A 13,379-nucleotide genomic window follows, 5' to 3' on the forward strand; every position below is an offset into this window, starting at 1 on the left:
GTCTCAATTCCCCTTCTTTCAATTTAACTTTGGGTTCTCATGAGAGAATCAAAGTTGATCTTGTTATTAATCCTATTTTCTTGCACCTCCCCAAAGCAGGATAAAATAATTGTACCTGAGCTACATGCCGGCTTCTACAGTAATGCACTGGATCAAATCAATGACAAGCTTAAATCAGATCCAAACAATACTCGTTTGGTAGATCAAAAGCTATTTTATTGTGAACAGTTGGGTTGGCCTACAACCTGCATTTCAGCACTCGATACCTACAAGCAATTATATGGGATGACCAATCAGCTTGTGAAGCAATACATTACTTATTATCAGCGACATGAGCGTTACCAGCTTTTATTGGAGGTATTTGACAAGTGGAATGAGGAATATGGTTTAAAGAAGGAATACACTAAAACATATATTGATTGTCTTTCCAGAACAGGTAATCGAAAGCGAGCATTTAATGAGTTACGTCAATATTTAATTGATCATCAATCGACTGACGATTTTGTTTTTGCATCAACTCAATATTTACGACTTCAGGATACAGCACTTGCAGCATTGAACCTTTCAAAGCTCTATAAGAAGGGTACGCAAAATGAACTTATGTGGGAGTATGGAAATATTCTTTTTGAATTGGGATATCAGGAGTTCGGTTTTGAAGTGCTTGATGATTTTGTAAAGAGCAATCCTACAAATGAAAGTATGCAGCTGACTTATGCTCGCTTACTGGAAGAAGCGAACCGTAACCATGAGGCGAGAGCAGCTATAAAGCCATTTTCTGAGCGAGATACCATAGCTTATTTGCTGGCGGATTGGTATTTAAAGGATCAAATGTGGGATTCGGCTGGATTAATATTGGAGAAGGTGATTGAAAAGGATTCATCCAAAAGGAAGCCTATATGGAAGGCTGCACGACTGTATGAAGATCGAGGATGGTTTTCTTATTCGATGAGTTACTATGAACATCTCATAGAAATGAACCCCACAGACACATTAGCTGCACAAAGAATAGACCTTATACAGCGAAAAATTGCATATTTGCAGCGCTTAAAATTTGAGGAAAACAAGATTCCTACAATCGAATTACAACCTAAAAAAATCGAAAATTAATGAGTGATCAAATCACCATTACTCTGCCGGATGGATCCAAGCGAAACTATGCTAAAGATAGCACTGCGTTGGATATTGCAGCGAGTATCAGTGAAGGGCTGGCCAGGAATGTATTGGCAGCTAAAGTCAATGGAGAAGTGCGAGATTCATTTCGTCCGATCAATGAAGACGCTGAGCTACAATTACTTACATGGAATGATGATGAAGGTAAGTCAACCATGTGGCACTCTTCTGCCCACCTAATGGCAGAAGCCCTGGAGGCATTATACCCTGGTATTAAGCTCGGAATTGGCCCGCCCATTGATAATGGCTTTTATTATGATATAGACTTTGGTGATATCGAATTTGATGCTGAAAATCTGGAAGCCATTGAGAATAAAATGCTCGAGTTGGCTAGAGAGAAAAACGAATTCACGCGTAAGGAAATTTCCAAAGATGACGCCATTGCTTTTTACAAAGAGAAAGGCGATGAATATAAATTGGAGTTAATTGACGGGCTGGAGGATGGCAGCATTACCTTCTATAATCAGGGGAACTTCACTGACTTATGTCGAGGACCACATATTCCACATACCGGATATATCAAAGCGGTAAAAATTCTGAATGTGGCCGGAGCATATTGGAGAGGTGATGAGAAAAGAAAGCAGCTGACCAGACTTTATGCTATTTCATTTCCAAAGCAAAAGGAATTGAAAGAATACTTGGAGCTCCTTGAGCAAGCTAAGCTTCGTGATCACCGGAAAATAGGCAAGGAACTAGACCTGTTTACTTTCTCTGAGAAGGTAGGCAAAGGGCTGCCATTGTGGTTACCAAAAGGTGCTGTCTTAAGAGAGCGGCTGGAAAACTTCATGCGAAAAGCACAGCTTAAGGCAGGCTATGATCAAGTGGTATCTCCTCATATTGGCAGCAAGGAACTGTATGTTACTTCCGGCCACTATGCCAAGTATGGTGAAGATTCATTTCAGCCAATTAAGACTCCAGCAGAGGATGAGGAGTTCTTGCTGAAACCAATGAATTGCCCTCATCACTGTGAGATTTATAAATCACGTCCACGATCATACAAAGACCTTCCGATTCGGTATGCTGAGTTTGGTACTGTTTATCGCTATGAGCAAAGTGGTGAGCTACACGGTTTGACCAGGGTTCGTGGATTTACCCAGGATGATGCACATATCTTTTGCCGTCAGGATCAGGTGAAAGAAGAATTTGCAAAAGTTATTGACCTGGTACTTTATGTTTTTGGAGCACTTGGATTTGGTGACTTTACCGCACAGGTATCACTGAGAGATCCTGAAAATCCGGAGAAGTATATTGGAAAAGATGAAGACTGGGACAGGGCAGAGCTAGAAATCCAGGAAGTAGCAGATGAAAAAGGTCTGCAGACGGTCGTAGAATATGGTGAGGCGGCCTTCTATGGCCCTAAGCTGGATTTCATGGTGAAGGATGCATTGGGGAGGAAGTGGCAGCTTGGTACCATCCAGGTAGATTACAGCTTGCCGAACCGATTTGAATTGGAGTATGTTGGGAATGATAACCAAAAGCATAGACCAGTGATGATCCACCGTGCACCATTTGGATCGATGGAGCGTTTCATTGCCATTTTGATAGAAAATTGTGCCGGAGACTTTCCACTATGGTTAGCTCCTGAGCAGATAGCGATACTTCCTATTTCAGAAAAGTATCATGGTTATGCCAAGCAGATTTTTCTTGAAATGCAGGAGCAGGATATTCGAGGATTTGTGGATGAACGTGATGAAAAGATTGGTAAGAAAATCCGGGATGCGGAAGTGAAGAAGATTCCGTACATGTTGATAGTAGGGGAGAAAGAAACTGCTGATAGCGCTGTTTCAGTTAGACAGCATGGTGCTGGCGATATCGGATCTATGAAAAAAGACGAATTTGTGAGTTATTTCCATAATAAAGTGGCTGAACTTATCAATTGAGTTTTGTTAAGAGCAAATAATCGCGATATTTGCGTTTTGTTTTCAATGTTCAACTTAAAATAAAGGAGTACAATCGCTAAACTAAGAAGAAGAGGCCCTTCCAGAATCAGAAAGGAAGAGCCCTACAAGGTAAATGAGAAAATCACTGCGCGTAAGGTAAGAGTGGTTGGAGACAATGTGAAGGTTGATGTTTACCCAATAGATCAGGCCATAAAAATTGCTCAGGAGCAAAATCTGGATTTGGTGGAGATTTCACCAAACGCTGATCCGCCGGTTTGCAAGGTGATTGACTACTCAAAGTTCAAGTACGAACAAAAGAAAAAGCAAAAAGAGATTAAGGCTAAAGCGCAAAAGACCGTAATCAAGGAAATTCGCTTTGGACCTAATACTGATGATCATGACTTCAACTTTAAGTTGAATCATGCCATCAAATTTTTGAAGGACGGAGCAAAAGTGAAAGCATACGTGCACTTCTATGGAAGGACGATTGTTTTCAAGGATAGAGGGGAAATCCTGCTTTTGAAGTTTGCGCAAGCACTTGAAGAGTATGGGAAGGTAGAGCAGCTGCCAAAGATGGAGGGAAAGCGAATGATTTTGTTCGTGGCACCAAAGCAGGCTAAAAAGTAATTAAACGTAGAATAGAATAAAATAGAAATGCCGAAACTTAAAACAAACTCCAGTGCTAAGAAGCGATTTAAGCTAACAGGTACTGGAAAGATTAAAAGAAAGCATGCATTCAAAAACCACATTTTGACTAAGAAGGAGACCAAGCAAAAGCGAAATCTTCGATATATGTCGATTGTGGACAAGGCAGATGTACCAAACATTAAGCGTCTTTTGAATCTGTAATTTCGATTAATAAGATTCGTCAATGGGCGGATGGTTAAATGTAAAACCCGATTATTGGCTGAAGTTTCCGTGACAAGCGGAGCGCCAATCGTCAAAAACAAAACAAAATGAGATCAGTAAATCATGTAGCTTCAAGAGCTCGTCGTAAAAAGATGATGAAGCACGCCAAAGGATACTTTGGCAGAAGGAAAAACGTTTGGACCGTGTCCAAGAATGCCATTGAAAAAGGATGGCAGTACGCATATCGCGACAGAAAAGCTAAGAAAAGAGAATTCAGATCACTGTGGATTCAGCGTATCAACGCTGGAGCACGGGAGCATGGAATGTCTTACTCCGTATTCATGGGCAAATTAAATGCCGCTGGAATTGAGATCAACAGAAAAGCATTAGCTGATCTGGCTATGAATGAACCTAAGGCTTTTAAAGCTGTTGTTGATGCTGTGAAATAAGACTTCTTCAAAAATAGAATCGAAACCCTTGCAGAGATGTGAGGGTTTTTTTTAGCGTAAAATGTTAATATTTCTAAATTTTGTTTCTTCTAAACGTAGGTTATCCATTACTTTTTACCATTTGGTCTAAAGGTTTTGGAATTAATCGGAGAATATATATAAAGATAGTAATTTCGTGAGCGTAGTAAAAACCGTCAACTTTTCAAATGATAAAAAATAATAGTCGATTCATAGTATATGTGCTGTTATTCTTGTGCACATACATGACATACTCACAGTCAACTTTTACTTACTCGGGTGCTACGCCTGTGACTGTGGATGGAGGAACAGGAACACTAACTATTGATGTGCCTAATACCTCATTCGGATTTGGTGCGATCATAACTGATATCAATGTTACCCTGCACTATGATAAAACTGACGGCACCTGCGCAGCGCCGGGCACTGGTAACTCGTTTCATGATGAGCACGGCTTTGAAATTGAATCTCCGGATGGCGGCATTATAACTATTTTTTCTACAGGAACATTTGCCGGTGCTACAGATATTTCTCCAGGGATAATCCAAACATTTGATGATGAATCAAGTGCGCCTATACCCGGTGGAGTTCCTGCCAATGGTACATACATTCCTGAAAGTGCCCTTTCTGGTTTTGATGGCATTGATCCCGAAGGCACATGGACGATTAGAGCCACTGAAACGGCTGGTGGAGATCCACTCTGTGTTATTGGAGCAAGTATTGAAATTACTGTAGAAATCCCTACTTCTTCTCCTGGAGATGCTTCAGGCTTGGCACTTTGGTTAAAACCAGATAAAGGTTTGTCCATTTCCGGAACGAGTGTGCTCGCCTGGACAGATCAAGGAGGAAATGGGATTACAGGATCTCAAGGAACAGGTGCTAATCAGCCTACTGCCTCCGCAGATGCTATAAATGGTTACACTTCTTTATCTTTTGATGGTGGAGACTACTTGGACTTAGGAGATGTGCTTGATTTCGCTCCTGGTACAGATGCTTGGTCTTTCTTTTCTGTTGTAAATGTTGCCACTAACAATACGGGAACAATCATATCGCGAGCGGGAGCCAATCCTCAGAGTGGTAATCAGTGGCGTCACCACATTAGTAATAATCAATTCAGAAATCGTGTGGGAGGAACTGCAGTTAATGGAGCTGCCACTGCTACTGGCGCCTGGACAAGTGTTAATTCAGTCGTAAGTACAACTCAAATCGATTCTTGGGTTCAGGGAGCAAGCGATATAACTGGGGGAGCTATTGGAACGGCTACTGAAGCGCTAAATGTTTTAGTAGGTGCCAGAAATGCTGGGGCAAATAATCTATTGACAGGTGAAATCTCTGAGATAATCATGTTTGACAATGCCTTGTCAGCGGCAGCCAGAAGAGATGTTGAAACCTATTTGGCCATCAAATACGGCTTGACTTTAGACATCACTTCCGAAGCTTATACTGTGGGAGGCGTGACCATTTTCAATCTTTCAAGTTACTCAAATGATATTGCTGGAATTGGACAAGATGATTCACAAGGGTTATTGCAAAGCACATCAATAAGCACATCCGGAGATGTAGTCTCTATGGATAATGCCAGTGATTTGGCAGATGGAGAATTCCTAGTTTGGGGACATGACGGTGGCGCAACAACCACTACAACGGGAGATATACCTGCAGGAGTGACAAATAGACTTAATAGGATTTGGAGCGTCGAGGAGACTGGCGATGTTGGTTCCGTTGATATCTCATTCAATCTGACAACACTTGGTTTAACGCTAACAGGTCAAGATTTTGCTTTGATAACTGCAGCAAGTGGTTCCACCATGCCCACTGATCTAGCTACTGGCACTGTTGCATTAAATGGCACTATAACTCAAGATGCTACCGGCGATGACATTGTGACATTTGAGGATGTGACTATTGCCGATGGTGATTTCTTTACCCTGGCAACTCAGCCTGAAGTTGGCCCTGGTGATTTACCTACTAATCTGGTACTTTGGCTTGATCCTGATAAGGGCATTGCTTCATCCGGGACTAATGTTACCGATTGGGCAGACCAGAGTAATAGCGGTTTGAATGCCACACAAACTACAAGTACGGATCAGCCAATTTATAAAGCAAATGCACTGAACGGACATGCTGCTTTAGAATTTGATGGGGCCAATACATTCTTAACAATGGGTGATGTTTTGGATTATGTACCGGGCACTGACGCCATAACAGTCTTTGTGATGTTTAAATCACTTGAAACTGGTACTTTCATAGCGAGAGCAGGAGCTACCGCTGGTAACAGACAGTATCAATTTTTCACTACCGGTGGTAATTACAGTCAAATAATTGGCGGAACGCAGACCACAGGGGCCGCAACTGTAAATGATGACACTTGGAGAATAATGTCCTCAGTTGTTAGCACTACAGATGTAAACTCTTTCTTGGATGGCACCTCTGATATTACTGCTGGTGCAATAGGTACAAATAGTGAAACCACAAATGTTACGATTGGTGCTAGAACCGATGGCGGTGGATTCCTCTATGAAGGAGATTTGGCTGAAATTTTAATGTTTGATACAGATTTAACGTCCTCTCAGCGCAGAGACGTTGAAACATACCTGGCTCTGAAATATGCAATGACCTTAGATATTAGTGGTCAAAACTATACAATCGGAGGCTCTTCGGTTTATAATCATACTGGTTACTCTAATGACATTGCAGGTATAGTCATTGATAATTCCCAGGGATTATCTGAGACATCAGCAAAAAGCATCACTGGAAATGTTGTTGAAGTATCCAATGCTTCAGGCTTGGCAGATGGAGAATCATTTATTTGGGGTCATGATGGCGGATCAGTTGATGTCACTACAAGTGATGTTCCAGCTGGTACGACCAATAGACTAACACGCATATGGAGACTAGATGAAACTGGAGATGTAGGTACTACGGATATTTCTTTTGACCTAACTGCATTAGGTATAGATGGTTCCACCTCAACCCTTGCATTAATTATTTCAGGTAGTGGGGCCACCATGCCAACGGATCTTTCGTCAGCATCCGTTAATAGTTCTGGCTCGGTTTCTACTGTTAATGGAAGCGAGATAGTAACATTTACCGGAGTTGACTTTGCGGACGGTGAATATTTCACATTGGCCGGAAACTTGAATAAACCAGCACCTGGTGGAGTAAGTGCTGGACTCACACTCTGGTTGAGGGCTGACAAAGGAGTAGCTACAAGTGGATCGAATGTCACTGAATGGATCGACCAAAGTGGGAGCGTTAACAATGCTTCACAAAGTCAATCCAGCTCCCAGCCAGTATTAGAATCTGCGGCATTAAATTATAACGCTGGTCTCAATTTTGATGGCTCAAATACGATGACAGCACCAGGTGGTTTTAATTCAGCAGAATCATTTTTAGTTATTGACCCCAACGAAATATATAATAATGTCAATGCCGTAGGTCGAATAATTGGTTTCGAACAAGGAGATTTTACAAGTATTGCTCTTGGACCAACTACCGTTTTACAAGACGATGAAATCATTACATATGCCTTGGATGGAGCTGGCTATAGAGGGATGCAGGTAAGTACCACATCTAACTTTGGTGATCCAAGTATCATTAATCCACGACATAACGCTGGAGTAACGGGTGAGGATATTTATCGAAACGGTACCCAAATCGTTGACACAGAATTGAATATAGGAAGTTTTAATACGCGTGCAGATCAAGCATTTCAATTAGGTGAATCATACAATGCGGCGGTATCAGCTCCATTCAATGGAGTGATGACAGAAGTAATTAGCTACAGCACTACCTTATCAGAAGCTAACCGCCGTGATGTTGCCACTTATTTAGCGATCAAATACGGTATCACCTTGGACATTTCCAGTCTGGATTACACTGTTGGAGGGTCATCTATTTACAATTACACGGCTTACGCGGAAGATATTGCTGGTATTGGAAAGAATGAGATTACTCAGGCATTGAATCAAACAACTTCAATGAGTGTGAATGACGGAGCAATCGTTGAAGTTTCAACAGCTTCTGATCTGGACAATGGTGAGTATCTTGTCTGGGGTAATGATGGTGGAGCGAACACTTTTGTTACCAGTGACGTTCCTTCTGGAGCTACCGAGCGCTTAACGAAAATTTGGCGTGTTACTGAAACCGGAGATGTGGGCACAGTTACTATTGCCTTTGATATTACTCCTTTAGGAATTGATATCAATAATTCAACTATCAATCTTATTAAAGCTGTAAATACAGCTACCATGCCAACTGATTTAGCTACATCAACATTAATCACTGGTGGCATAGTGAATACCGTGAATGGACGTGATATTGTGACCTTTACTGATGTGGATTTCAGTTCTGGGGAGTATTTCACCATCGGTGGAGATATTCAAACATCAGCTCCCGGAGGTGTTTCTGCCGGGCTAACCCTTTGGCTCAGAGGAGATGATGGAATAACCGCTAGCGGGGGATTGGTTTCAGACTGGTCCGATAAAAGTGGAAATGACAATAATGCGTTTCAAGGAAATGCTGCTAGTCAACCATCCTTACTTTCTTCAAATCTAAATACGCACGATGTAGTCAATTTCAGCAATGATAATATGGGTGCTCTCGGAGGATTTAATAGTCAAGATTACTTTGTGGTAGCGGTTCCGGATGTGGCAGCAAATAACCTTACGAATCATGGATATATTATCTCATATTCAAATATTGACGGGAATGGACTGGCGCTTGGAACGGTGACAGGTAACTTGACTGATGAAGTAGTAACTCATATTGTAACGGATGGTGCTGCAAATGAATATGCCAGCGGACAGCTAAGTACAAGTGTAACATATGATTCTCCCACCTTATTCAACCCTAGGAATAATCCTGGAGCCACAGGACAAGAACTATATATCGATGGGGCTAGTACAACTGTGACTGAAGCTAATGCAGGAAATTTTACCAATAGTACAGATGCATCATACACAATAGGTCAGAATTCTATTCAGACGAATGACTTTGATGGATCTATTGCAGAAATAATCAGCTTTAGCTCAAGATTATCAGATGCGGATAGGAGAGATGTTGCATCATATTTAGCAATTAGATATGGTTTGACACTAGATATAAGCACAGTAGGATATACCGAAGGCGGAGTTACAATCTATAATGAAACGACATACAGCAATGATATTGCTGGCATTGGACAGAATTTAGATAATGCTTTGCAACAAACAACTAGTGGAAGTACTAATACCGGAGCTATAGTCAGCATGACCAATCCTTCCGACCTTGATAATGGTGAATACCTGATTTGGGGTAATGATGGTACTGATAAGACCACTATTCAGGCTACTGAGCTACCTGCAGCATTTGATGAGAGACTGGCTACAGAGTGGGTGAGTGTAGTTACTGGTAGCCCAGGAACTGTGGACATTAGAATTTATGTTGCGGATATTACAAACTATGCCACAAGGGGTCAAACTGCAGGACTATACAACCTGCTTTTAAATAGCTCATCTGATTTCTCAACTATTACCTCTTCAGTAACAGCTTCAAGTATCAGCGGAGACACGCTCACCTTCCAAAACGTTTCATTGAGTGGAACAACTTACTTCACTTTGGCAGTACCGCCGGTAGCTAGTCCGGGTGGTACAGGCAATACTTTGTGGTTAAAAGCAGATGCTGGTGTAACTGTGTCTGGAAGCGAGGTAACCGCCTGGGCTGATCAAAGTGGTAATGGAAATGATGCTGCACCGGTCACAACCGGTCCTACAAGACTCACAAGTCATTTTAATCTCAACCCTGCATTTGATTTTACTTCTGAATCATTAACTGGGGCTGCAGGTTTCAATACACAGGAATATTTCATTGTTTTAGCCCCAGACAATAGCCTCACCAGCGCATCAGATGATGAAATGCCCTTAGGTTTTGATACAGGCTCATCTGCTGGACTTGCTTTTGGTGCTCATGATGGGACACTTACTAACGAAGTAATAACTCATTCTACAAGCGGTGGATATGCTAGCGGTCAGGAAAGTGCAGTGACTACTTATAGTGACTTAATTGTGATCAATGCAAGAAACAATGCTGGAGCTACGGATCAGGATATTATTGTCAACGGAACAGCGTTAACAGTTAATACCAATGGCACATTCGCCAACTTCTCAGGAAATTACTCCATTGGTGATAACATCAATCGGGATGATGCATTTAATGGAAAAATTGCTGAAGTATTGAGTTTCAGTTCGAGACAAACTGCAGCAGACAGAAGAGACATTGAATCGTATCTGGCAATTAAGTATGGCATAACACTAGATATTTCATCTGAGAATTATACGGTTGGAGGCAGTGCAGTTTACAGCCTTACATCCTATGCAAATGACATTGCAGGTATTGGATCAGATAATGGATTAGGATTGGCTCAAACAAGTAGTACGAGCAATAATTCTGATGCGATCATCACTATGAGTGGAGCTACTTCCCAGTCTGACGGTGATTTTGTTATTTGGGGGAATGATAATGGGACTACTGCTACTACCACAGCAGGTGTGCCAACAGGAACCGGAATTACGGAAAGAATGACCCGAATTTGGGGTGTAACTGAGACAGGAGATCCCGGTACTGTTTCTGTTGCATTTGATCTGACTGGATTAGGGTTCGGTGCAAGCACAATTGATGACTTTTCTTTGATCGTAGACACCAACAATGATTTTACAGATGGAATATTGGCCACATATAGCGCCGCTTCATTTTCTTCAGATGTTCTAACATTTACGGGAGTAGACTTCACGACAGCAACTAATTTCGGTCTTGGAACAGCTTTAAATACCACGTTGGATACCGACACAGATGGAATACCGGATTACTTTGAAGCGGCCTATGGTACAGATGGAGCAGACGGTGACAGCCCTGTTGCAGGTGGATCGCCAAATACAGATGCCAGTACAACTAACGGGGTACTCAATGATGGAATCAGTGATGCTTTAGAAAGTATTTTAGTGACGAATGGAGCTACTGCTCCTGTGACTATATTCACTGATACAGATGGTGACGGAATACCTGATCATATCGAGGTAGATAATGGTACCAACCCATTTGCCGCTGGGTCTCCTACAACAAATGGAAGCAATGATACGGATAGTGATGGTATTCCTGATGGATTAGAGGCATTGATTGCAAGCGAAGGAGGAGCAGCCGACCCAGCATTAGATACGGATACTGATGCAGATGGTATACCTGATTATTATGAGGTGATCAATGGATCAGATCCAAACGATGTAAACAGTCCAACTGCTAGTGGTGGAACAGACAGTGATGCAGATGGTATATCAGATGCATTGGAAGATCAACTTGTGGCCGGTAGTGCTACGGCACCTATAGGTATCACAACAGATACAGATGGAGATGGAATCCCTGATTATATAGAAGCTCAAACCTTCTCAGATCCATTCAATGCTGCAAGTCCGGCGGCATCCGGAACACCTGGCATAAGATCTTTATTAGCTGATTATGTTGTTTCTGGAGGATCATGTATTAATGTGAGTGGATATCAGTGGATTGATGTGACTGATAATTTAGGAAATATCGTATTTTCCATTAATCCGGCAGGTAATGATTTAGGCAGCACTTGTTGGGGAGTACGTATTGTTAATCCAAATGATGATGATGTACGTGACAATTCAGTGGATTATGTCCTTGACAGGAACTGGTATATAACTCCAACGACACAGCCAGCTAATGGTAATAATGTTTATATACGATTCTATGCACTTGCTGAGGAGCATACCGATTTGAGTGATGAATTGCTTTCTGCAGAGTCTTTCGTTTTTGATGAAGAAGCACACTTAAGGGTAACTAAGATTACCGGAATTGCAAATAGCTTAGATCCGTTTATTACAGGTGGTACTCGGATAAACATTGATCCTGAGGTGCAAGATTATTCTACCAATGGGAAATCATTGACAATGGGAATCTCATCATTCTCTTCGTTTGCTCCTCATACCACACCTAGTGGGTTGAATGATCCTCTACCTATTGAATTGATTGAGTTTAAAGCTTCGATTAAAAATGAGAAAGTAGTCCTGGATTGGGCTACAGCAACGGAAACAAACAATGATTATTTCACCATTGAAAGAAGTAAGGATGGTGAGAATTTTGAAGCATTGGATAATCTAAATGGGGCAGGGGACAGTAACGAGAGACTCGATTATCGATACATTGATCAACAACCTTTATTGGGAGTGAACTATTACCGTCTAAAGCAAACAGATTTTGACGGTACTCAATCACACTCTAATGTAGTGATGGTGGTTTATGAAGGACAATCTAAATTGGTGATTAATGTATATCCTAATCCAACTCAGGATAAACTATTTATTTCATTCTCTTCAGAGTTTAATGTTGGTAGTCCTATTATTCGTTTGATTGATTTGAATGGACAAGAAGTTGCTTCTTGGAGTACGGAAGTCAATAATGATTTACTAGAGCTTGAATTAAATGAACATCCTGTGGGAATCTATCTACTTCAGATGGAGATCGGAAATAGGACATATAGCCATAAAGTGATCAAAAAATAGTGCTATCAAATGCTAGGTATCTAGTTAGTAAGACGGCATATATAGAATAATTAAAAAGAGGTTGTCTTCAAAAAGAGTGGCGTCATTGCGAACGAAGTGAAGCAATCTCGTTAAAAGTACCGTAAACGATATCAAGATCGCTTCGTTTCCTCGCGAAGACAAGTTTTTGATGCTTTTTAAACACCCTTTTTTTAGAAGCACATGTGATTTTAAACCTCCCTATTTTACCTTCTAAGTTCATTTTTATAGAAGCCTATTTAACGCGAGTTCGATGTAAGTATAAAAAAACCAACAAAAAACCGTCATCCAGAGGCTCTTTGGGCTGGAAGCCCTGCCTTTGTCGGCAGACAGGCGTGGAATCTCTTCGAATCGGAAAGACCTGTCCGTCCGGAAGGCGGGCTCCACGTCTTTTTCCCTCCCATTTTCCAACTGAAAAAGGCTCTGAGTGACATTAAGAT

General features: G+C 41.4%; 6 protein-coding genes. All 6 read left to right on the forward strand.

All coding sequences use genetic code 11. The features are described 5' to 3' along the window. Positions 1-39 precede the first annotated feature (39 nt). The 6 genes from RIC88_RS02385 (at position 40) to RIC88_RS02410 (ending at position 12,921) form a co-directional block, all read left to right on the forward strand. Positions 40-1,107, forward strand: a complete 1,068-nt coding sequence (locus tag RIC88_RS02385) for a tetratricopeptide repeat protein (protein WP_350215830.1) — start codon at positions 40-42, stop codon at positions 1,105-1,107. After that, the gene (gene thrS, locus RIC88_RS02390; protein WP_350215831.1) at positions 1,107-3,050 is read left to right on the forward strand and encodes a threonine--tRNA ligase; all 1,944 of its coding nucleotides are present in this window, start codon (positions 1,107-1,109) and stop codon (positions 3,048-3,050) included. The genes RIC88_RS02385 and thrS overlap by 1 nt, the downstream gene beginning before the upstream one ends. 72 nt (positions 3,051-3,122) lie before the next feature. Beyond that, a complete protein-coding gene (infC, locus tag RIC88_RS02395; RefSeq protein ID WP_350215999.1) occupies positions 3,123-3,677 on the forward strand; it encodes a translation initiation factor IF-3 in 555 nt (184 codons plus the stop codon). A 27-nt stretch (positions 3,678-3,704) separates the two neighbouring features. Beyond that, on the forward strand, positions 3,705-3,899 hold the full coding sequence (gene rpmI / locus RIC88_RS02400; protein ID WP_350215832.1) for a 50S ribosomal protein L35: 195 nt from the start codon (positions 3,705-3,707) through the stop codon (positions 3,897-3,899). Between the two features lie 107 nt (positions 3,900-4,006). Continuing rightward, positions 4,007-4,348: a 50S ribosomal protein L20 gene (gene rplT / locus RIC88_RS02405; protein WP_350215833.1), complete on the forward strand. Its 342-nt coding sequence runs from the start codon at positions 4,007-4,009 to the stop codon at positions 4,346-4,348. Between the two features lie 263 nt (positions 4,349-4,611). Beyond that, complete coding sequence (locus tag RIC88_RS02410; protein ID WP_350215834.1) at positions 4,612-12,921, forward strand: T9SS type A sorting domain-containing protein; 8,310 nt, start codon at positions 4,612-4,614, stop codon at positions 12,919-12,921. The last annotated feature ends 458 nt before the right edge of the window (positions 12,922-13,379 follow it).

The sequence above is a fragment of the Ekhidna sp. genome (genome assembly GCF_040220215.1).
Taxonomy (GTDB): Bacteria; Bacteroidota; Bacteroidia; order Cytophagales; family Cyclobacteriaceae; genus Ekhidna.

Bases quoted from the DNA above. Each gene is read 5' to 3' on its own strand.
- RIC88_RS02385 (WP_350215830.1), top strand. From the start codon at position 40: ATGAGAGAATCAAAGTTGATCTTGTTATTAATCCTATTTTCTTGCACC.
- thrS (WP_350215831.1), top strand. From the start codon at position 1,107: ATGAGTGATCAAATCACCATTACTCTGCCGGATGGATCCAAGCGAAAC.
- rpmI (WP_350215832.1), top strand. From the start codon at position 3,705: ATGCCGAAACTTAAAACAAACTCCAGTGCTAAGAAGCGATTTAAGCTA.
- rplT (WP_350215833.1), top strand. From the start codon at position 4,007: ATGAGATCAGTAAATCATGTAGCTTCAAGAGCTCGTCGTAAAAAGATG.
- RIC88_RS02410 (WP_350215834.1), top strand. From the start codon at position 4,612: ATGACATACTCACAGTCAACTTTTACTTACTCGGGTGCTACGCCTGTG.